Annotated in this window: 20 protein-coding genes; 3 read left to right on the top strand and 17 right to left on the bottom strand. The window is 71.2% G+C overall.

Features of this window, described 5'->3' with window-relative positions:
• Positions 1–144: 144 nt before the first annotated feature.
• From AB0B41_RS07935 to AB0B41_RS07855, 17 genes are all read right to left on the bottom strand, one after another.
• Positions 145–1,476: an FAD-dependent oxidoreductase gene (locus AB0B41_RS07935; RefSeq protein WP_358200250.1), complete on the bottom strand. Its 1,332-nt coding sequence runs from the start codon at positions 1,474–1,476 to the stop codon at positions 145–147.
• Complete coding sequence (paaZ, locus tag AB0B41_RS07930; protein ID WP_358200248.1) at positions 1,473–3,029, bottom strand: phenylacetic acid degradation bifunctional protein PaaZ; 1,557 nt, start codon at positions 3,027–3,029, stop codon at positions 1,473–1,475. The genes AB0B41_RS07935 and paaZ overlap by 4 nt, the downstream gene beginning before the upstream one ends.
• A gap of 10 nt (positions 3,030–3,039) precedes the next feature.
• Positions 3,040–3,381 (bottom strand): ferredoxin, encoded by a 342-nt coding sequence (gene fdxA / locus AB0B41_RS07925; protein ID WP_358200246.1) that lies wholly within the window; start codon positions 3,379–3,381, stop codon positions 3,040–3,042.
• 27 nt (positions 3,382–3,408) lie between these two features.
• Positions 3,409–4,821, bottom strand: a complete 1,413-nt coding sequence (boxB, locus tag AB0B41_RS07920) for a benzoyl-CoA 2,3-epoxidase subunit BoxB (RefSeq protein ID WP_358200244.1) — start codon at positions 4,819–4,821, stop codon at positions 3,409–3,411.
• A gap of 42 nt (positions 4,822–4,863) precedes the next feature.
• Positions 4,864–6,585, bottom strand: coding sequence for a 2,3-epoxybenzoyl-CoA dihydrolase (boxC, locus tag AB0B41_RS07915; RefSeq protein ID WP_358200242.1), 1,722 nt, complete (start codon positions 6,583–6,585; stop codon positions 4,864–4,866).
• 158 nt (positions 6,586–6,743) lie between these two features.
• Positions 6,744–7,205 (bottom strand): MaoC family dehydratase, encoded by a 462-nt coding sequence (locus AB0B41_RS07910; RefSeq protein WP_358200240.1) that lies wholly within the window; start codon positions 7,203–7,205, stop codon positions 6,744–6,746.
• The gene (locus AB0B41_RS07905) at positions 7,174–8,037 is read right to left on the bottom strand and encodes an ABC transporter permease (RefSeq protein WP_358200238.1); all 864 of its coding nucleotides are present in this window, start codon (positions 8,035–8,037) and stop codon (positions 7,174–7,176) included. Before AB0B41_RS07905 ends, AB0B41_RS07910 begins: the two co-directional genes overlap by 32 nt.
• Entirely contained in the window at positions 8,034–8,891 is an 858-nt protein-coding gene (locus AB0B41_RS07900) for an ABC transporter ATP-binding protein (protein WP_358200236.1), read from the bottom strand. Before AB0B41_RS07900 ends, AB0B41_RS07905 begins: the two co-directional genes overlap by 4 nt.
• Positions 8,892–8,957: 66 nt before the next feature.
• The gene (locus tag AB0B41_RS07895; RefSeq protein ID WP_358200234.1) at positions 8,958–11,048 is read right to left on the bottom strand and encodes an acetate--CoA ligase family protein; all 2,091 of its coding nucleotides are present in this window, start codon (positions 11,046–11,048) and stop codon (positions 8,958–8,960) included.
• Entirely contained in the window at positions 11,035–11,475 is a 441-nt protein-coding gene (locus AB0B41_RS07890; RefSeq protein ID WP_358200232.1) for an OB-fold domain-containing protein, read from the bottom strand. Before AB0B41_RS07890 ends, AB0B41_RS07895 begins: the two co-directional genes overlap by 14 nt.
• A complete protein-coding gene (locus AB0B41_RS07885; RefSeq protein ID WP_358200230.1) occupies positions 11,472–12,602 on the bottom strand; it encodes a thiolase in 1,131 nt (376 codons plus the stop codon). The genes AB0B41_RS07890 and AB0B41_RS07885 overlap by 4 nt, the downstream gene beginning before the upstream one ends.
• Positions 12,603–12,618: 16 nt before the next feature.
• Positions 12,619–13,545, bottom strand: a complete 927-nt coding sequence (locus AB0B41_RS07880; RefSeq protein ID WP_358200228.1) for an SDR family oxidoreductase — start codon at positions 13,543–13,545, stop codon at positions 12,619–12,621.
• Between the two features lie 14 nt (positions 13,546–13,559).
• Positions 13,560–14,708 (bottom strand): acyl-CoA dehydrogenase family protein, encoded by a 1,149-nt coding sequence (locus AB0B41_RS07875; protein ID WP_358200226.1) that lies wholly within the window; start codon positions 14,706–14,708, stop codon positions 13,560–13,562.
• A gap of 54 nt (positions 14,709–14,762) precedes the next feature.
• Entirely contained in the window at positions 14,763–15,866 is a 1,104-nt protein-coding gene (locus tag AB0B41_RS07870; protein WP_358200224.1) for an ABC transporter substrate-binding protein, read from the bottom strand.
• 180 nt (positions 15,867–16,046) lie between these two features.
• The gene (locus AB0B41_RS07865; RefSeq protein ID WP_358200222.1) at positions 16,047–17,078 is read right to left on the bottom strand and encodes an ABC transporter substrate-binding protein; all 1,032 of its coding nucleotides are present in this window, start codon (positions 17,076–17,078) and stop codon (positions 16,047–16,049) included.
• Positions 17,079–17,168: 90 nt separating this feature from the next.
• Entirely contained in the window at positions 17,169–18,344 is a 1,176-nt protein-coding gene (locus AB0B41_RS07860; protein WP_358200220.1) for an acyl-CoA dehydrogenase family protein, read from the bottom strand.
• A complete protein-coding gene (locus tag AB0B41_RS07855; protein WP_358200218.1) occupies positions 18,341–19,243 on the bottom strand; it encodes an enoyl-CoA hydratase-related protein in 903 nt (300 codons plus the stop codon). Before AB0B41_RS07855 ends, AB0B41_RS07860 begins: the two co-directional genes overlap by 4 nt.
• Before the next feature lie 192 nt (positions 19,244–19,435).
• On the opposite strand from AB0B41_RS07855, the gene AB0B41_RS07850 reads away from it, so the two are divergent.
• Genes AB0B41_RS07850 through AB0B41_RS07840 form a run of 3 tightly spaced genes read left to right on the top strand, consistent with a single transcriptional unit; the run spans position 19,436 to position 21,675 of the window.
• Entirely contained in the window at positions 19,436–19,978 is a 543-nt protein-coding gene (locus AB0B41_RS07850; protein ID WP_358200216.1) for a MarR family transcriptional regulator, read from the top strand.
• A gap of 29 nt (positions 19,979–20,007) precedes the next feature.
• Positions 20,008–20,871 (top strand): CoA-transferase, encoded by an 864-nt coding sequence (locus AB0B41_RS07845; protein ID WP_358200214.1) that lies wholly within the window; start codon positions 20,008–20,010, stop codon positions 20,869–20,871.
• 9 nt (positions 20,872–20,880) lie between these two features.
• Complete coding sequence (locus AB0B41_RS07840) at positions 20,881–21,675, top strand: CoA-transferase (RefSeq protein ID WP_358200212.1); 795 nt, start codon at positions 20,881–20,883, stop codon at positions 21,673–21,675.

Raw genomic sequence — 21,675 nt, 5'->3', positions numbered from 1 at the left:
CCGAGGCGGTCGCCCGCGCCGGGGCCGAGGTCGTGCTCGTCGACTGCGAGCCCGGCACCGCGCTATCCATGTCCCGAGCACTAAACCGGGCCTCGTCCGTCAGGCATCCGAGCCGACGCCGCGGCAGCGGCGGTATGCGGCCGCTCAGCGTCCCCGGGAACCCCCCCCGGTGTAGTGGAGCATCGTGGGCAGGTCGTGGACCTTCACGCGACCCCGACCGGAGGTCGCGCCCCGCTCGCCCTCGTGCTCCTCGAGTCGGAGCCAGCCCGCCCAGTCGGTGACGTGCACCGAGCGCGTCGCCAGCAGTTCCAGCAAGTCGTCTCGCTCGGTCCGGGGGCGGTCGGCGAGATCGGCGAGGACCGAGGCGGCGGTCTCGCCGCCGTCCGGCCGGTTCGTCCCGATCACGCCGGTCGGTCCGCGCTTCAGCCAGCCCGCCACGTACACGCCCGTGAGCGGCACGCCGTCGGAGATCACCCGGCCCGCCTCGTGCGGGACCGTGCCGGTGCCGTCGTCGAACGGCAGCCCCTCGACCGGGGAACCGCGGAAGCCGACGGCGGTGACCACCATTCCAGTGGGCAGCACCGTACGCTCCCCCGTGCCAACGAGCCGCCCGTCCACGACATCGTTGCGCTCCACGGCGACGCCCTCGACCCGGCTCGCGCCGACGATCTCCAGCGGAGAGGTCAGGAAGCGCAGGTGCAGCCGGCGGCGCCGACCCTGCGACGGCGTCGACGCCAACATCTGGAAGGTCTCCAGGTTCTGGCGGGTCCGCTTGTCCTTTACCGACTCCGGATGGGGGATCCCGGCGCCGCCGTCGTGCACCTCGACGTCGGCGTCGGCGAGCTCGGAGAGCTGGAAGAGCTCGGCGGGGGTGAATTTCGCCTCCGCCGGTCCGCGCCGGATTAGCACGTGGACGTCTCGGATCGCGCTGTCCCGCAGGATGCCCCACACCCGGGTGGGCACGTCGGTGTCCCGCAGCTCCTCGGCCGTGCGGCTGAGCACCCGGGCCACGTCCAGAGCGACGTTGCCCGCCCCGACGACGACGGCGGAGTCCACGTCGAGGGTGTGCTCGACGTCGGCGACGTCCGGGTGGCCGTTGTACCAGCGCACGAACTCGCCCGCGCCCAGCACGCCCGGCAGATCCTCACCGGGGATGCCCAGCCTGCGGTCGTGCTCGGAGCCGCAGGCGTAGACGACGGCGTCGTAGCGTTCGACGAGCTCGGCGTGGGACACGTCCCGACCCACCTCGACATTGCCCAGGTAGCGGACGTCGTCCCTGACGAACGGTTTCGATAGGACCTTGCTGACGATCTTCATCTTCGCGTGGTCCGGCGCGACCCCGTAGCGGACGAGACCGAACGGGGTAGGCAGCCGATCGATCACGTCGACCGACATCGGCACCTTCGACGCCAGCAGCCCGGCGACGGTGTAGAGCCCGGACGGGCCCGAACCGACCACGGCGATCCGAACACTCATGCCGTGCCTCCCCGCACTGCGGCCAACGCCAACGGGCTGCCCTGGACGGCCACCCGCTGGAGGTGATGGTGGACCGACTCGAGCCCACCCAGCTCGGCGCCACCGCCCGCGCGGCCCGGACCGCCGTGCAGCAGGCCGGGGAGCGGTGAACCGTGGCCGGTGGACTCCGGGCCGGAGTCGGTGTCCAGCACGAGTACTCGCCCGTGCCAGGGCGCGAGCCCGCGCACGATCCGTGAGGCCAGGCCGCCGTCCCCGGTCACGACGGACGCGGCCAGGCTGCCGTGTCCGCGGGCGGCCAGCTCGACCGCGTGTCCGGTGTCTCGGTACCCGATCACCGTGCTGACCGGGCCGAAAGCTTCGATCGTGTGACCCTCCGCCGCGTCCGGGTCGGGCGCGTGCAGCAGCACCGGGGTCATGAAGGCCCCGCGCTCGGCGTCCGCGTCGACCGGGTCGACCTTGCGCGGGTCACCCGAGACGATCCGTGTGGAGCGCATCAGACCGTCGACGGCGGACCACACGTCCTCACGTTGGGCCAGGCCTGCGAGCGCCCCCATGGTCACGCCCTCGGTGGCCGGGTTGCCGACGACGACCTCGGTCAGCCTCGCCGACACCGCGTCCGCCAGGGCACCGACGAGACCGTCCGGGACGAGAGCGCGACGGATCGCCGTGCACTTCTGCCCCGCCTTGACCGTCATCTCGGTGACCAACTGGTCTACGTACAGCCCGAACTCCGGGCTGTCCGCGGTCACGTCCTCGCCGAGGATCGAGCAGTTCAACGAGTCGGCCTCGGCGGTGAACCGGACGGCCTCGCGCAGCACCGTCGAGGTTCCCCGCAGACGTTCGGCGGTGCCAGCCGAACCGGTGAACGCGATCGAGTCCTGCGGGCCGAGGTGGTCGAGCAGTTCGCCCGCCGAGCCGCAGACCAGCTGCAGGGCCCCTTCCGGGAGCAGGTCCGACGCCACGATCTCGCGCACGACCAGTTCGGTCAGGTAGGCCGTGGGCGTGGCCGGCTTCACGATCGACGGCACACCCGCCAGCAGCGCGGGCGCCAGCTTCTCCAGCATCCCCCAAACGGGGAAGTTGTAGGCGTTGATCTGCACCGCCGCGCCCAGCCGCGAGGTCGCGAGGTGCTGTCCGACGAACCCGCCCCCCCGAGACAGCGTCTGCGGTTGGTCGACCACGAGGACCGTGTCGTCGGGCAGGTCCCGCGCGCCGATACCCGCGTAGGCGGACAGTACGGCGATGCCGCCGTCGACGTCGAACCTCGAGTCGAAGAGGGTCGCGCCGGTACGGTACGAGAGCGCGTAGAACTCCGGGCGGTGCTCGCGCAGGTGCGTAGCGAGCGCCTTCAGCGTCGCAGCGCGCTCCCGGAAGGTGCTCGCTCGCAGTGCCGGGCCGCCGACCGTCCGAGCGTGCTCGACGACGCCCGCCATGTCGATCCCCGCGCTCGACACGCGGACGATCTCCTCGCCGGTGACGGCGTCGGCCACGGGCACGCCTTCGGCGCCCGCCACCCAGCGGCCCTCGACGTACGACTCCAAGGGTGTGCTCATGCCCGTGTCCTCAGCCATCCTTCTGGTAGGAGGCGATGAAGTCGGTGTCGATCCCAACCGGCCCCAGGTCCATCGACCCGCCCGGCAGGCCGAGCGGCTCGTCGCGCCCCGGCAGGGGGTCCTCGAAGAAGCGAAGACCGTCCGCGACGAACTCCTCCTGTCCCTCCGGCACCGCACGGTCCTGGGAAATGGCCTCGACCGGGCAGGCGGGCTCGCAGGCTCCGCAGTCGATGCACTCGAGCGGGTTGATGTACAGCTTGCGGCTACCCTCGTAGATGCAGTCGACCGGACATTCGTCCATGCACGACCGATCCATGACGTCGATGCACGCCGCGGCGATTACGTAAGGCATGACGGCTCCATCCTCACCCGGGACACCTCAGGAGAGGTGGACGTACTCGTACTCGAAGGGCTTCCCGTTGATCCCGGTTGTCGGCGGGGCGATCCATCCCGCGATCTTCCCGGGCTCGTAGACCGGGCGCATCAGGTTCTGGACGTGCGCCTTGTCCGCCGCCGACGGCAGCCAGCAGTCCTTCTTCGCCGCCCAGGCATCAGGACCGACCACCTCGCCCGTCGGCGTGACGTGATGTTCGGAGAACAGCCCCACCTCGCGGTTGAAACCGACGTGCGGCAGTGCGAGCCGGGTATCAAGACCCGCCTTCTCGATGATCCGGTTCCAACGCTTGAGCCCGTTCTCGCAGTCCTTGACGTACTCGTTGCGCAGGTCGAGGTTGAGCGCGAGCAGCGCGGACACCTCGTCGGTGGTCATCCGCCCGTCCTTGACGGTGTCGATGGTGAACGCGTCCTCGGTGAGCCGGTGGTCGTCGCGGCGGCGCTCCTCCTGCCAGCGGCCCTTGAGCCCGGCGGTGAAGTAGTTGGCCGCGTTCGTGGACTGCTCGGAGCCGAACAGGTCCAGCGACACCGAGTAGTGGAAGTTGATGTACTTCTGGATCACGTCCAGCGGGATGCCGCCGTGCGGGGCGACGTCGGCGGTGTCGTGCTCGTGCATCAGCTCGCAGGTCCGCGTGACCACCCGGTCGATGCCGGTGGTGCCCACGAACATGTGGTGCGCCTCCTCCTTCAACATGAACTCGCAGGTGCGCGAGAGCGGGTCGAAGGCGGACTCCTTCAGCGTGCCGAGCTGGTACTTGCCGTCCCGGTCGGTGAAGTAGGTGAACATGTAGAACGACAGCCAGTCCGGAGTCTCCTCGTTGAACGCCCCGAGGATGCGCGGGCTGTCGACGTCGCCGGAGTTGCGCTGCAGCAGCGCCTCGGCCTCCTCGCGGCCGTTGCGGCCGAAGTAGGCGTGCAGCAGGTAGACCATCGCCCAGAGGTGCCGGCCCTCCTCCACGTTGACCTGGAAGAGGTTGCGCAGGTCGTAGAGCGACGGGGCGGTTTCGCCGAGCCGGCGCTGCTGCTCCACCGAGGCCGGCTCGGTGTCGCCCTGGATCACGATCAGCCGCTGCAGGTCGGAGCGGTACTCGCCGGGCACCTGCTGCCAGACCGGCTCGCCCTTCTGCTCGCCGAAGGCGATCCGCCGGTCGTCGCCGCGCTCGGCGAGGAACACGCCCCAGCGGTACTCCTCCATGGCGACGTGCCCGAACTGCGCCCAGCCCTCCTTGCCGACGTCGACCGCCGTGCGCAGGTAGACGTCCTGCGTCGGGACCGCCGGGCCCATCGTCTTCCACCAGTTGAGGAAGTTGGGCTGCCACGACTCCAGCGCGCGCTGCAGCTTGCGGTCGCTCGCGAGGTCGACGTTGTTGGGGATCTTCTCGGAGTAGTCGATGCTCATGTGCGTTCTCTCCTCCTCGCCGAGGCGAGCGGTGATGTGTGGTCAGACGCGCTTGCGATCGAAGTCGGCTCGTGTGCCAGTGCCGTACTTGCGCAATGCGCCTTCGGGGCCGGAGGCGTTGGGGCGCACGAAGATCCAGTTCTGCCACGCGGTGAGCCGGGAGAAGATCCGCGACTCCATCGTCTCCGGCCCGACAAACCGGTGGTTGGCCTCCATCCCGGTCAGCGCGTCCGGGGACAGCGACGCCCGCTCCTCCAGCATGATCCGGATCTCGTCCTCCCAGTCGATGTCGTCCGGGGCGTCGGTGACCAGACCCAGCTCCACGGCCTCCGCGGCGGACAGCGGGCGGCCGATCTCCCGCTCCAACCAGTCCAGGTGGTCCTGGTCCCCGTAGAACCGGCTCTCGAGCCTGGCGAGGCCGTTGCCCATCGGCAGCCCGGCGAAGTTGGCGGCGGTCAGCACGAGCGTGGCGGGCACCTCCCCGTCCTCGAGCGTGCCGTCGAGCATGTACTGGCGGTCGCAGGCCAGCGCCAGCTCCAGCAGCGCCCCGCCGAAGCATGAACCGGGCTCGATCAGCGCGACCAGGCTCCGCGAGGTGACGTCCAGGCGCTTGAGCACCCGCTTGAGGTACAGGCCGATCTCGTTCACCAGCCAGTCCCCGCGGTGCTGGTCGAGCAGGGCTTCGTAACCGAGGACGCGATCCAGGTCGCCCTCCGTCCTGATGAGCCAGGTGCCGAGCTCGAGCTCGTTGGCGCGCAGGCGCAGGATCAGGTCGTCCAGCTCGCGGGTCACCGCGAGTGTCCAGAAGCCGTCTCCTTGCTCGTGCACGTCCTCGAGCGAGGCCGGTGCGTCGGTCTCCGGTCCTCGAACCGTGATGTCGACCAGACCCGCCGCGCGGTCGTAGCGCGCCGAGACGTAGCGAAACCGGATGCCGTCGATGGACTCGACCGGCTCCAGGGGGTTCAGTGCGATCCCCCGGGCGCCTGCCGCTCCCACCGCACGGGTCGACTCCTCGGCGGCCTGGCGCGCCCGGCGGGCGACCGTTTCGTCCCACACGCGCATCGGGACGGCCTCGTCGACGAGCTTCCACTCCACCGCCTGCTTGCCGCGGATCCCCTCGGCGCGGGTGGCGAACACGTCCGCCCGGTCCTTGCGCACCCTGCGCTTGTCCGTGACCCGGGTCAGCCCGCCCGTGCCCGGCAGCACGCCCAGCAGCGGGACCTCGGGCAGCGAGACGGCGGAGGAGTTGTCGTCGATCAGCAGGATCTTCTCGCAGGCCAGGGCGAGCTCGTAGCCGCCGCCGGCCGCGGTGCCGTTGACCGCCGCGATCCAGGTCTGACCGGAGTTCTCGGTCGCGTCCTCGATGCCGTTGCGGGTCTCGTTGGTGAACTTGCAGAAGTTCACCTTCCACGGGTGCGAGCTCTGCGCCAGCATCCGGATGTTGGCGCCCGCGCAGAAGTTCTTGTCCTTCGCGCTGGTCACGACCACGGCGCGCACGCCGGGGTGCTCGAACCGCAGCCGCTGGGTGGCGTCGTAGAGCTCGATGTCCACGCCCAGGTCGTACGAGTTCATCTTCAGCTCGTAACCCGGCACGATCCCTCCTGTCTCGTCGATGTCCAGGGTCAGCGTGGCCACCGCACCCTCGACCGCCAACCGCCAGTGCCGGTACCGCTCGGGACTGGTGGCGAAGGAGACCGGGGGCGTGGTCGGTGCGGGCGCGGTCCCGCCCTCGGACGCACGGACCTCGACGGCCGCAACAGACATGCTCGAACCTCCCGTGGTGGACGTGCCTCAATGTTCGACGTTAACGCGTCGTTCCGTCAAGGACTTGTAGAATATTTGTTTCGTGACCCGAGGCATAACGGACAGGAGGACCGGGCTGGTCAATCGACCAGGCCCGGCCCTCGTACTGCGACAAACCGTCAGACGTAGCGGCGGGAGAGGAGGGTCGCGACCAGCGCCGGCTTCTCCTCGCCCTCGATCTCCACCGTCAGGACGATCTCGATGTGGACCCCCCCAGACACCGTGGTGACCGAGGCCACCCGAGCGCCGCCGCGGACGCGGCGCCCCACCCGAACGGGCGCCGGAAAACGCACCTTCTCAGTGCCGTAGTTGACGCCCATCCGGAACCCCTCGAACTCCAGGAGCTCCGCCATGAAAAGGGGCATGAGCGAGAGCGTCAGGAAACCGTGGGCGATGGTCCCCCCGAACCGGCTCTCCGCCGCTCGGCCCGGATCGACGTGGATCCACTGGTGGTCTCCCGTCGCCTGTGCGAACGCGTCGACGCGCTCCTGGTCGACGAGCACCCAGCTCGACCGACCGAGGTCCTTGCCCGTGAGGGCGAGCGCCTCCTCAACGCCGTTCACGAGGGTCGGCCCGCTCATCGGTGCCCCGCCACGGGACCAGCAGCCGCTCCGCGAGCTTCACGAGCAGCGCGAACAGGAAGCCCAGCAGCGAGATGACGACGAGCCCGACGTACATGTTCTCGACCTGGAACGTCTGCCACGAGTTCCAGATCAGGAACCCCAGGCCGCTCTTGGCCCCCAGCATCTCGGCCACGACCAGCAGCATCAGGGCCATCCCGAACGCGAGGTTGAACCCGGTGAGGATGAGCGGCAGCGCGCCGGGGAGGGCGATCGTGCGGAACACCTGCCACCGGCGGGCACCGAAGTTGGTTCCGACGTCGTGGTAGATCGGGGCGATCTCCCGGACACCCGCGACTGTGTTCACCGCGATCGGGTAGAAGACCCCGACTGCCACGACGGCGATCTTGGACGCCTCCCCCAGCCCGAAGACCAGCAGGAACAGCGGGAAGATCGCGCTCTTCGGCACCGGGTAGGTCGCGGCGATGATCGGGTCGAGGGCCGCCCGCAACTTGCGCGAGAGCCCCATCGCCAAGCCCAGGAGCAGCGCTGGGACGCCGCCGATGACGACGGCGATGAGCAGCCGGCGCACGCTGATCCACGTGTGCTCAAGGAGCTCCCCCGACCCGAGCATCTCGACGGCGCGCCCCACGATCGCGGTGGGGGCGGGGAAGAACCTGGTGTCGATGACGCCGGCGCGCGCCAGCACCTCCCAGAGCACGAGGATGAGCGCCGGGGTCGCGATCGCCAGGAAGCGGTCGCTGCCCAGCCACGCCGTCCGCGACCGACGCGCCGGGGCGGGGGGCGGGGACGGCGTGTCCTCGGTCCGCGGGCCGGTGTGCAGCGCGGTCACGACCCGCCCCGCAGGCTCGCCAGCTGCTCGCGCTCCTGGGCCTCGAGCACCTCGGACCGCAGCGAGCCCCAGATCTCATGGATGAGCTCGCCGTACTCGGGCTGCGCGCGCAGCTCGAGCACCTCCCGGGGCCGTTCGAACGGCACCTCGACGATCTTCTTGACCCGGCCCGGCCGGGAGGTCATGACCATGACCCGGTCCCCCATCGTCACCGCCTCGTCGACGCTGTGGGTGATGAAGACGACGGTCTTCTTCGTCTCGTCCCAGATTCGCAGGAGCTCGTCCTGCAGCAGGGTCTTGTTTTGCTCGTCGAGCGCGGAGAACGGCTCGTCCATCAGCAGGATGTCCGGGTCGTTGGAGAACGCCCTGGCGATCGAGACACGCTGGCGCATGCCGCCCGACAGCTCGTGCGGGTACGAGCGCGCGAACCGAGTGAGCCCGGTCTTGTCGAGGTAGTGCCCCACGGTCTCGCGGATCTCCGCCTTGGCCCTGCGCCGCATCGTGAGGCCGTAGGCGGCGTTGTCCCACACCGTCATCCACGGAAAGATCGAGTCGCCCTGGAAGATCATGGAGTGCGTTGGGCGGTCGGCTGCGGGCGCCGGGATGTCGATCACGCCGCCGCTGGGCGTTTCGAGGCCGGCCAGCATGCGCAGCAGCGTGGTCTTGCCGCAGCCGCTGGGCCCGACGATCACGAAGAACTCCCCGGTGCGGATCTGCAGGTCCAGCCGGTCCACCGCGGTGACGGCGGCGCCGCGCCGGGTGAACGTCTTGACCAGCTGCCGGACCTGGATCCGTTCTGAGGAGGCCGGACGTGAGGTGGGCGGCGCGTGGGCGGCGACCGTCTTGTTCGCCATGGTGGTTGTCTCCCTGCTCGATGGGCGTGGTGGTGGCATGCCTGTGGGTGCGTGTCGGGGGACGGGTCAGGGCCGCAGGCTGACCACGGCGTCGAGGGCGCGGACCTCCCCGGAATCGGTGACCACTAGGGGGTTCACGTCGAGCTCGCGCAGGCGGGCGCGGGCTCCCCAGGCGAAGTCGCCGATGTCCGAGACGACCCGCGCGACCTCGGCGACCACGTCCGGAGGGGAGTCTCCGAGGAGCGGTCCGCAGAGCTCCTCGATCTCGGCCGCCGTCGTTGGCAGCAACCGGAACTCGACGTCCGCGAGCTCCTCGACCCGCGACCCGCCGCGGCCGAGCGCCAGGACCGGGCCGAAGGTGTCGTCGTCGTAGACCCCGACCAGCAGCTCGCGCTCCGGCCGGACCATCTCCGAGACCAGCACCCCGTTGAGCGCAGCCTCCGGCGCGGCCGCTCCGACGGCGGTGAGGATCTCGCCGTGCGCGGCGGCGAGCGCCTCGGCGTCCGCAACGCCCAGGCGGACTCCGCCCACCGCCGCCTTGTGCGCGAGGTCGGTGGAGACGATCTTGACGGCCACCGGGTAACCGATCTCGGCCGCCGCGGCCAGCGCCTCGTCGAGCGTGCGGGCGTGGCGCTCCCGGGGCAGCGGCAGGCCGTGCTCGGCCAGCAGCGCCTTCGACGCGGCCTCGTCGAGCAGACCGCCGTCGGCTCCGGGATCGATGACGCCGGCGGGGTCGGGTGTGGCCTCGACGGGGCGGGACACGAGGTCGGCTCCGCGCAGCGCGCGCACGCAGGCGTCGACGTCGTCGAAGCACGGGACGCCGCCCGCAGCCCGCAGCCGGGCGACGAACTCGGCGTTGTCCGAGCCGCTGAACCAGGCGACGAACAGCGGGATCCCGGCCGCCTCGGCCGCGGCGAGCAGGTCCTCGGCGGTGCTCTCCGCGGACGCCCGGAAGCGCGACGCCAGCGGGACGACGAGGGCGTCGATCCCCGGGTCGCCCGCAATCACCTTGGCCACCAGCGCGAACACGTCCAGCCTGCGCTGGGTGGCGCCCGCGGTGTCCACGGGGTTGGAGATCGCTCCGAAGGGGAGCTGCAGGGCAGCCAAGCCCTCCTGGGTGGCGTGCGCGAGGACCGGGACCTCCAGGCCCGCGCGGACCAGGGCGTCCGCGGTGACCGCGCCCAGTCCGCCCGAAATGCTGACGACGCAGACCCGGCGCACGGGCCTGCCGACCTCGGTGCCGAGGAACGCCATCGGGGTCTCGACGAGCTCGTCGAGGCTGCCGACCTGGACCGCGCCCGCCTGCAGGAGCGCCCCGCGGTACAGCGCCGGGGTGCCCGCCAGCTTGGCCGTGTGGCTCAGCGCCGCCCGCGCCCCGACGTCGGTCTCCCCGACCTTGAACACGATGACGGGCTTCCCCGCGAGGCGAGCGGTCCGGCAGGCCTCGGCCAGCGCCCGCCCGTCGTGGGCGCCCTCGAGGTACAGCGAGATCACCTCGACGCGTGGTTCCGCCGCCAGTGCGGTGATCACGTCCGCGGCCGTGGTGACGCTCTCGTTGCCGGTGGAGACGATGTGCGAGATGCCGATGCCCCGGTCCGCCGCCCGCACAGCGAGACTGCCCGCGATCGCGCCGCTCTGGCTGACGATCGCCAGTCCGCCGGGCCGCAGGTCGGTGCTCTCCAGGGCGGCGAAGTTGCCCGCCCAGGCCCCGTTGAGGATGTTGACCGTGCCCAGGCTGTTGGGTCCGCTGACCGCCAGGCCGTGCTCGTCCGCGACCGCCCCCAGGGCGGCCTCGTTCGCGTCCCCCTCCGGCGTCCCCGCCTCGCCGAAGCCGGAGCTGAGCACGACGAACGCCCGGATGCCGCGCTCGGCGCACTCCCGGACCGCCGTGACCGCCGCGGCGGCGGGAAGGGCGACCACGGCGACGTCGTGGGGCTCCAGCTCGGCGATCGTGCGGGTGGCGCGGATCCCGTCGATCTCGTCGCCGCTCGGGTGCACCACGGAGATGCGTCCGGCGAACCCGCCGCGGCGCAGGTTCTGCAGGACGGCGTACCCGCCGACCTTGCTCTTGCCGGGCGCGGGGCGGCTGACCCCGACGAGGACGATCGACGTGGGGTCGAGCAGCGCCTTCAGGGCCGCCGGGTCAGTCCCCGCCATGACGCCTCCAGAAGGGGACGGCGATGCCCTCCGCGACCCGGACCCCGTAGACCTCAACCTCCAGACCGATGTGGACCTCGTCGACCGGGACGTCCGTGATGGACCCCATCAGCCGCACGCCCTCCTCGGTCTCGACGATGGCGACGACGTAGGGCAGCCGCTCCTTGAAGTACGGCACCCCCATTTGCCGGATCACGGTGAACGTGTGCACGGTCCCACGGCCGGAGGCGGGGGCGAAGTCGGGCCGGTCGTCCGGCGGGTACATCTCCGGCGGACGCGGATAGTGCTGCCACCTCCCGTCGGGGAAGCGCTGCAGCACGAACTCGCCCCGGTCGAGGGCTTCGAAGAAGGGCCGGGAGACCGCGTCCACCTCGGGGACGGGCAGGCCTGTGTCGATCGCGTCGACGACGTCCACGGCGGTGCTCATCGGACGGGCTCCTTTCCGAGCAGGGTGACCCCGATGCAGGACAGCCAGCCTCCGGAGCCTGCCGCGACGGCGACGCCGCAGTCCGGGACCTGGAGCCTCGCCTTGCCGCGGAGCTGTCGCACGGCCTCGGTGAGCAGGAAGATCCCCCGCAGGCCGGGATGGCACGACGACAGGCCGCCGCCGTCGGTGTTGACCGGCAGGCTGCCGCCGTGGCGGATGTTGCCGTCCTGCACGAAGCCTCCGGACTCGCCCGGCTTGCAGAAGCCGAGCCCCTCCAACAGCATCAGGACGGTGATGGTGAAGCTGTCGTAGAGCATTGCCATGTCCACGTCGGCCGGGGTGAGGCCGGCCTCGCGGAAGGCGTCCCGGCCCGCCTGCACGGCACCCGAGCTCGTGAAGTCCGGCATCTGGACCGGATTCCAGTGCGTCTGGGCGGTGCCGGTGCCCAGGATGTGCACCGGCTGGGCGGGCAGGTCCTTCGCCCGCTCGCGGGTCGTCATGACGACGGCGCCGCCGCCGTCGCTGACTACGCAGCAGTCGAGCTTGTGCAGCGGGTCGGCGATCATCCGGGAGGACAGCACGTCGTCGACGGTGATGGGGTCCCGGTACATCGCGTCGGGGTTCGAGCCCGCGTGGTGGCGCATGTCGACGGCGACCTGGGCCATCGCCGCTGGCGTGGTGCCGTAGACGTGCTGGTGGCGCTGGGCGATCAGCGCGTAGGAGCCGACGGTGGTGTTGCCGTAGGCGGCCTCGTACTGCCCCCAGGTGGCGGGCTCGCCCGCGGTGGCCGGGCCGGTGCCGAGGCTGCGCCCGGCCCGGCTGAGCAGGTCCGACCCGTAGGTGATCAGCACGGTGTCGGTGGAGCCCGCGCGGATCGCCGCGGCCGCGTGCTGCACGTGGTACTCGAAGGACGAGCCGCCGGTCCACGCACCGGACAGGTAGCGGTATTTGACGCCGAGGAACTCGGCCATGTCGGGCAGCCGCTCGTTCGCGCAGAAGTACCCGTCGACGTCGGCCATGGTCAGCCCGGCGTCCTCGAGGGCACGCCCGGCGGCCAGCGCGTGGTGCTGACGCTGGCTCAGGTGCGGGGCCCTGCCGAGCTCGGACTCGCCGATCCCGATGATCACCGGTTCACGATCGTGGTCAGGCATTCGCGCGCTCCACCTTCAACTCGGCCTTCTCCGTACCGCGCACCGGGACCGGCTCGGGCGCCTTCTCGAGCAGGGACCGCACGATCGGGCCGATCTCGTCGTCACCCAGGTCCCGCTCGGCCTGCTCCTCGACGTCGAAGCGCCAGCCGCCGACCACGGACACCCGGCCGCCGGTCACCGAGAACACCCGGCCGGTGACGTCCGCGGAGTCTTCGTCCGCCAGCCAAGCGACCACGCGGGACACGTGCACGGGGTCGAAGCGGTCGAAGTCGCTGCCCTCGCTCATCTGGGAGGCGAAAAGCTTCTCGGTCATCCGCGACCGCGCGATCGGGGCGACCGCGTTGACCGTCACGCCGTAGCGTTCGAGCTCCGCGGCGAGCGCCAGGGTCAGCCCGGCGATGCCCGCCTTGGCGGCCACGTAGTTGGCCTGCCCGATGTTGCCGAACAGACCGGCACCGCTGGTGGTGTTGATCAGCCGCCCGCTGCTGGCCCGTCCGGCCTTGGACAACGCGCGCCAGTGGTCGGCTGCGCGCCGCGACAGGCAGAACGTGCCCCGCAGGTGCACGGCGATCACCGCGTCCCAGTCCTCCGGGGTCATGTTCACGAACATCTTGTCGCGCAGGTTGCCCGCGTTGTTCACGACGGCGTCGAGCCGTCCGAAGGTGTCGACGGCGCTCGCGACCATGCGGCCCGCGGCGTCCCAGTCCGAGACGTCGCCGGTGTCGCCCAACGCCTGCCCGCCCGCCGCGCGGATCTCCGCGGCGACCTCCTCGGCCACCGAGTCGCCGTCGTCGGTCGTCCCGACGTCGTTCACCACGACCGCGAACCCGCGCCGGCCCAGCTCGAGGGCGTGGCTGCGCCCGATGCCGCGCCCGGCCCCGGTCACGATCGCGACCCGACGGGTGACTGCCTCTACCATGTCCTGCCTCTCCCTCACAGCGCCAGCGACTTCGCGATGATCAGCTTCATGACCTCGCTCGAGCCGCCGTAGATCCGTGTCACCCGCGCATCGGCGTAGAGCCGGGTGATCTCGTACTCGAGCATGTAGCCGTAGCCGCCGTGCAGCTGGACGCAGCGGTCGACGATGCGGCCCTGCGCCTCGGTGCAGAACAGCTTGACCTTGGCGGCGTCGGCGGCCTCGAGCCGCCCGGCCAGCAGCTCCTCCACGGCCCGGTCGAGCAGGACCTGGGCGGCCTCGAACTCGGTCTCGGACTCGGCCAGCATGAACTTCGTGTTCTGGAAGCGGGACAGGCTGCCGCCGAACACCTCGCGCTGCCGCACGTAGTCGATGGTCCGGTCGATGGCGGCCCGCGCCTGGACGACGGCGTTGACGGCGATCTGCAGCCGCTCGACGCCGAGGTTGGAGGTCAGGTACTCGAAGGCCCGGCCTTCCTCGCCCAGCCGGTTCGCCACGGGCACCCGAACGTCGTCGAAGAACAGCTCGGCGGTGTCGGTGGCCCGGACCCCGAGCTTCTCCAGCTTGCGGCCACGGGTGAAGCCCGGCGTGCCGTCCTCCACCACGATCAGTGTGAGCCCCGCCCGGCGGTTGTCCGGGTCCGTCGAGGTGCGGGCGGCGACGATGACCAGTCCGGCGTTGATGCCGCCGGTGATGAAGGTCTTGGCCCCGTTCAGCACGTAGTGGTCGCCGTCGCGGACGGCGGTCGTCCGGATCCCGGCCAGGTCCGAGCCCGTCCCCGGCTCCGACATGGCGATCGAGGTCATCGTCTCGCCGGACGCGATGCCGGGCAGCCACCGGGCCGCCTGCTCGGGGGTGCAGAGGCGCAGATAGTACGGCGTGGTCACGAAGAGGTGGACCGGGATCCCGCCGAGTGGGGCGCCCAGCTTGGCCGCCTCCTCCATCAGCACGTAGGGGAAGCGGAAGTCGTCGACCCCGCCGCCGCCGTACTCGGTCGGGACGGCGGTGCCGAGCAGACCCTGCTCGCCGGCCCTGCGGTACGCCTCCTTCGGGACCAGGCCCGCGGCCGTCCACTCGTCCGCGTGTGGGGCGAACTCCTTCTCGAGGAAGGAGCGGGCGAGGGCCCGGAAGTCCTCGTGGTCCTGCTCGAAGAGAGGTCTGTACATCGTGCGCCTCCTTGCCCGGTTCGTCTCCGGGCCTCCGCGTGGTGGTTCGGGGCCTCAGCTCTTGGTGTAGGGCCCCAGACCCTGTGCCGCCCGCTGGACGAACGACAGGTCGAGAGAGTCCTGCAGGCTCATGCCGGCGTCCGTCAGCCAGCCGCCCTGGCGGAAGAAGTCCAGGTCCTTCTGCAGGCTCTCCTCGTTGGGCGCTCCGGAGGGGTCGACCCCGTTGACGACAATGGCCTGCAGGGTCTCCTTCGGGGTCTGGGTCCGCTCAGCGAGGACGTCGATCACCTGGGGTGCCGTGGGCCCGCTGAGCTTGCCGTCGGGGCCGATGGCGTCGTTGAAGGCTCGGACGCCTCGCAGGTAGGCGCGCATGAACCGGTCCGCCACCTCAGGCTCCTCGGTCGCGAACCGCTCGCCGTAGAGCACGACGCTGGTCTGCTGTTCCGGGTACATGCGGTCGGACTCGGGGAGGCGCACCGCTGCGCCGCTGTTCACCGCGGCCGTCACGAACGGCTCGACCGTCACGCTCGCCGCCACACTCCCGTTCTCGAGGGCGGCCATGTGCTGCGAGCCCGTCAGGTAGGTCCGGTTGACGTCAGCGAGGCTGAGCCCCGCCCCGGACAGCCCGGCATTGAGGTAGGCCGACGTTGAGGAGCTCTCGGCGTAGTCGGCGACCAACCGGCCGCGCAGGTCGGCGAGCGAGGTGACCTGGCCGCTGTCGTACACGGGCTTGGCGACCAGCACGCCCATGTAGCTCGCGGTGTCCTGTATGCGGCCCTTGTCGGCGACGATCCGCACCTTCACCCCGCGCTCGATCGCGTTGTAGAGGGCCGCCGTGGCACCCGAGGCGCCCACCTGCAGGTCCCCCGTGCCGAGCGGCGCGATCATGTCGCTCGCCGAGGCGAAGTTCGACAGCTCGACCTTCACGTTCTCCTGAGCGAAGTAGCCCAGCTGGTCCGCGAGGTAGAAGGGCGCGTCGCTCACTGCGCCGCTGATCCCCACCCCGACCGTGGACTGCTCGTTCCCCGCGTCGCCCGACGAGCACGCGGCCACCAGGGACAGGGCGAGGATCCCGGCGGCGAACGCACCGATCCTGCCGAGCAGCCCCGGTCGCCCGGCTCCGTCGCGCCCGCGACGACTCCGGTCGATCGTCCTCATGACATCACTCCCCAGCACTCCGTCGTGTCGGAAGACGTGCCTCCGTACTCATGGGCGGACCGCCGGCTGGCGGCCCTCGTCCACCCATGTGCTTCGTGGCACGAAACAATCCTCACTCTCGCGCGTCCGGTATCGCGTGTCAAGGGCTCCGGTACCGACCACGCGGACGTCTGCGCGGCCTCATCCCGGCAGGGGGGCGACGTACGGACCGAGCTCCGCGCTCGCTTTCTCCGCGAACCCGAGATCGATGCAGTCGTCGAGGGCCACCGACGGGTTGGTCAGCCAGCCGCCCGCGGCGTAGAACCGGATGTCACGTTCGATCCCGTCCCGGTTCAGAGCGCCGCCCGGGTCGACGCCGTTCACGGTGATCCGCCGCAGTACGTCCTCCGACACGCCGGTCCGCTGCGCGAGGATCGGCACGACCTGGCCCGCGGCGGGCCCGGTGAGCCGCCCGTCCGGCCCGATGGCGTCGTTGTAGGTCCGTGCGGCGCGCAGGTAGGCCACCATGAAGCGCTGTGCGGCGTCGGAGTCCTCCTTGATGAACCGCTCGCCGTAGAGGAGCACACTCGTTTGCTGGTTCGGGTACATGTCGTCCGACTCGGGCAGCCGCACGGCGATGCCCTGGTCCACGGCCGCAGTCCCGAAAGGCTCGGGCGTGACGCTGGCTGCCACGCTGCCGTTCTGCAGCGCCGCGAGGTGCTGCGCCCCCGTGATGTAGGTGCGGTTCACGTCTCCGATCGCGAGACCCGCCTTCTCCAGGCCGGCGTTGAGGAAGGCCGAGGTCGTCGAACTCTCCTGGTAGTCCGCGACGGTCCGGCCGCGGAGGTCGGCCATCGACCGGACCTGGCCGGAGTCCCAGAGCCGCTTGTCGACCAGGATGGACTCGTAGCTCTTCCCGGGGATCACCCGGCCCTTGTCCGCGACCATGCGGACCCCGACCCCGCGGTCGATGGCGTTGTAGAAGGCGGCGGTCGCCCCGGAGGCGCCGACCTGCAGGTCACCGGTGCCGAGCGGCGCGATCATGTCGCTCGACGACGGGAAGTTGGTCAGCTCCACCGTGATGTTCTGGTCCTTGAAGTAGCCGAGGGCGTCGGCGAGGTAGAGCGGCGCGTCGCTCACCGCGCCGCTGATCCCGACCGAGACCGTGGTCGGCCCTCCGCCACTCCCGCCCGAGCCGCAGGCGGTGAGCCCGATCCCTAGGAAGACGGCCACCGCCACCCCCGACAGCCAACCCCCACTGCGGACCCGCGAGACCGTTCCCGTCCAGCGCCGTTGCCGTGACGACATGTCATCCCTCTCGTGTCAGGTGGTCGCGGTGGGTGCACCGCGATGGTGCGCGGCGATCGCCCGGGCGATCCCCATCCGCTGCATCTCCGAGCTTCCTTCGTAGATCTCCAGCACCCGCTGGTCCCGGTACAGACGTTCGACCGGGTGCGGCTTGGCGTAGCCCTCGGCCCCGAGTACCTGGACCGCGGCGTCGACCGCGCGGTGGGCGACCTCGGTGGCGTAGACCTTGGCCATCGAGGAGGCGGTTCGGTCCGGGCCCGACCCGCGGTTGGACCGTGCGGCCTCCCAGGTCATCATCCGGGCCGCGGAGATCTCCGTGGCCACGTCGGCGAGCCGGAAGCCGATGCCCTGGTGATCGATGAGCGCGCCGCCGAACGACTCGCGGCTCACCGCCCGACGGGCGGCCTCCCCGAACGCCGCCTCCGCCATTCCGCAGGCCATCGCGGCGGCCAGTACCCGGCCCGTGTTCAGCGCGCGCAGCCCGAGGGAGAGCCCCCTGCCGAGCTCACCCAGCCGTCGGTCGTCCGACACGGTGCAGTCGATGCGGAGGTTGCTCGTCGTGGTCCCCCGCAGACCCATCTTGTCCTGGTAGTCGTCCACGACGAGACCGTCGGAGTCGGCCTCCAGCAGGAAGGCGGTGAGCTTCGCGGTGACGTCGTCCCGGGCGAACACCGTGTAGAAGGACGCCGCGCCCCCGTTGCCGACCAGCCACTTCTCTCCGGTGACCCGCCAGCCTCCGCCGGACCGCACCGCCGTGGTCTTCACCGACGACGGATCGGAGCCGGTGTGCCGCTCGGTCAGCGCGAACCCGATCGCGCGACCCGCCACGACCTCGGTCAGGTAGCGGTCCCGTTGGGCATCCGTACCCGCGTGCAGGACGGGCAGGGCGCCGATCGCGTAGGAGCTCCAGACGGTGCACGTCGACGGGCAGACCCGCCCGATCGTCTCCGCCACGGCGACACCGGTGGTCAACGCCTCCGCTCGCCCGCCGTGGACCACCGGCAGCATGAGCCCGGTCAAGCCGGACTCGGTGAGCGCCTCGACGTGATCCCACGGGTAGTCGCCCGATGAGTCGACCTCCGCCGCCCGTGGGGCGAACCGGTCCCGGGTCAGGTCCTCGGCGACCTCCTGCCAGTGCCTCTCGGGCTCCGTCAACAGCGGTACCCAGGTCATCACGTCGTCCCAGCTCATTCGCGCTCCGTTCCGTCCCGCCGGTCGCCGAAGACCGGATCCCGCCGCTCGACCAGTGCCGCGACGCCCTCTCGGTAGTCCGCCGCGCGCATCATCCGCTCGGTCAGCTCCTTCCCCCGCCGCACCGAGGACGCCGGGTCACCGCCGAGCAGGTCGTCGCCGAGCTGGCTCTTGGCCGCGGCGACGGCCTGTGGCGACGCCGCCGCGAGCAGTTCGGCGTACTCGCGGACGCGCGTCTCGAACTCCTCCGGCGGGTACACGGCGTTGAAGAACCCGATGTCCCCCAGGAAGTCCGTGCTGACCACCCGCCCCGACAGCAGCAGGTCGGTGGCGTGCCCGCGAGCGACGAGCCGGGGCAGGATCCAGGACAGGCCGTACTCCACGGGCAGCCCCAGCCGCGACGTGGCCGCGGTGACCTTGGCACCGGTCATCGCGAACCGGATGTCGCTGTATGCGACCAGGGCGAGGGCGACCCCCGCGCACGCCCCGTTCACCGCCGCCACCACCGGGATCCGCAGGGCGCACTGCCAGGCGAGGTCCGCCGCCCACTCGGGACGCGGGTCCGGCGGGACCGGCAGTCCGTCCGCGGGGTGCCGACGGGCTGCCGCCCCGTTCCGCTCCCCCGCCTCATCGGCCTCGCCGACCAGGGCCCGACTGTCCGCGCCGACGCAGAACGAGCGTCCCGCCCCGGTCACGACGACCACGCGCACAGCGGGATCGGCGTCGAGCGCATGCAGCAGCGCGCGGTACTCCGCGTTCATCCGCGAGGTCCACGAGTTGCCCCGACCGGGCCGGTCGAGCACGACGGTGGCGACACCGCGCTTGCTGACGTCGAACCGGACGACCCGCAGCAGAGCCGCGAGCTCGCTCAGCTCCACGGAAGTGTCCACAGTATCCATGTCTCGTCTCCCGCATCGAGATACTCGCTTGAGAGGCAAGCCCGATTAAGTCGGGTACCGAACCATCCGGAGTCTCCTCACCTCGCCCCGAGGCTGTCAAGGGCACTCGACGGGCGATCTAGCTGCGGAAGGTCAACGCCTTCCCTGATCTCCAGGGTTGACGCTTGATTCGGTACCCGACACAATTTGTCCATGGCTGCCCGACTACCGACGCTGACGGACTTCGGCCGGATGCTGCGGCGCCCCCCGTCCGAGCTGGGCCTGCACGACATCGCGCAGGCGCTGCGGATCCCCGTACAGACCATCGGGGTGTGGCTGAGCGCCGGTTCGCGGCGGGCGATGCCGCCCGCCCAAGCCCGCGTGCTCAGCCAGCTGTCGGTGGGCGACTCGCTGGCGGTGTCCGCGCTCGCGCAGTCCCAGCAGCTGGCGAACTCCTCGATGACCGAGGTGGTCGCCCGCCTGGTCGCGGCGGGCCTGGTCACCAAGACCGCGTCCCCCGAGGACCGACGCGAGGTGCGGGTGAGCATCACCGCGGAGGGCAGACGCAGGCTGGCGGAGGTACTCGAGGAGCGCACCGCGCTGCTGGAGGAGCGCCTCGCCCACCTGTCCGACACTGAGCGCGAGGCGGTGGCCGCGGCGCTCCCGGCTCTGTGGCGGATCGCCGATCTCAGCCCCGACATCTGGCCCCGGATCCCGGTTCGCGAGCCACGCAAGCTGCGACGCGGCGGCGGGTAGCACCCCGTTCCCGCCGGAAGGAGTCACCGATGACGACGAGCACGAGACCGCAGCCGGCAGTGCCACCGCACGAGCGGCGCTCGAAGATCTGCACGCTCGCCGAGGCGGCATGCGCGGTCCCCGACGGCGCCACGCTTGGGCTCGGCGGGTGGACCTTCTACAACACCCCGATGGCGCTGGTCCGCGAGATCGTGCGCGCGGGGACCCGGGACTTGCGGCTGGTCGCCGCCCCGGGGGCGATCGGACCGGACCTGCTCATCGCGGGCGGCTGCCTGCGGGAGATCGCCACGCCGTTCCTCACCATGGAGCAGTTCGGCCTGGCGCCCGCGTTCGCGGCCGCGGCGGCGGCGGGCACGCTGCGGATCGCCGAGATCGACGGCCCGGCCCTCGCCGCGGCCCTGCGCTCTGGTGCCGACGATCTGCCCTACGGCCTGGTGCACGACCTGGGGACGGACCTGCCGACCGTCAACCCGGCCTGGTTCCGCCCCTACCCCGATCCCTTCGACACCGGCGCTCGCCTCCTCGCCGTGCCCGCCGTGATCCCGGACGTCGCCCTCGTACACGCCCAGCGCGCGGACGCGTACGGCAACCTGCAGTTCCTGGGCGCCACGTTCTTCGACCAGCTCGTCGTGCGCGCGGCACGCCGGGTCATCGCCACCGTGGACGAGCTGGTGGACACCGAGGAGATCCGGGCCGACCCGCGGCTCACTCGGGTGCCCGGGTACCTGGTCACCGACGTGGTGCCGATCGAGCGCGGTGCGGCTCCCTGCGGGAGCCACGGGCTCTACCCACCCGACCTCGACCATCTGGCCGAGTACACCCGGCTCGCCCGCACCGAGGTCGGCCGGGCCGAGTACCTGGACCGCTACGTGCACACCGATGCGGCGGTCTGAGGAGGCGTCATGACGATCACGACACCACCACCTTCCATGGACGAATTCCTCGCGGTGGTCCTGTCCCGTGCACTGCGGGACGACACGCTCGGTCTGCTCGGCACGCGGTCGGAGGTCGCCGCGGCGGCGTGCGCGCTCGCGCAGCGCCGGCACGCCCCGGGGCTGTCCGTCCTGTCCGGGCCGTCGGGGGTGGTGAACCCCCGCCCGGGGGTGCTCCGCCCGGTCGCCGACGACGGGTCGATCGCGGAGGCGGAGGCGCTCACCGACCTCACCGACAACATCGACCTGATCGACTGGAGCAGGCGGCGGATCGACTTCGCCGTGCTGGGCGGGATCCAGGTCGACCGGTTCGGCAACATCAACACGGTCGCGGTCGGCGACTGGGCCCGACCGCGGCTGCGCGGTCCGGGTGCGATCGGAGCGAGTGTGCTCGCGGGCCACGCCGCCACGACCTTCATCGTGCTGTCCGACCACGCGGTACGGAGCCTGCCCCCGGTCGTCGACTTCGTGTCCGCCATCGGGTTCGGCCGGACGGGCCGCGAGCGCGCCGAGCTCGGTCTCCCGGGAGGTGGGCCGTCCCTGCTGCTGACGCCGCTGGGCACCTTCGACTTCGAGGGTCCGGACCATTGTATGCGGATCCGGACGGTGCACCCGTGGTCGTCGGTCGAGGAGATCGCCGCCCGCACCGGTTTCCCCCTGGGCACACCCGATGGGGAACCACCGATGACCCCGGCGCCCCTCGCGGCGGAGCTCGCGGACCTGCGCGGTGCCGTCGACCGGACCGGGGTGCTCACCCGTGCCTGA

The organism is Pseudonocardia sp. NPDC049154, assembly GCF_040648315.1.
Lineage (GTDB): Bacteria > Actinomycetota > Actinomycetes > Mycobacteriales > Pseudonocardiaceae > Pseudonocardia.
This window is presented reverse-complemented; position numbering and strand designations above follow the sequence as displayed.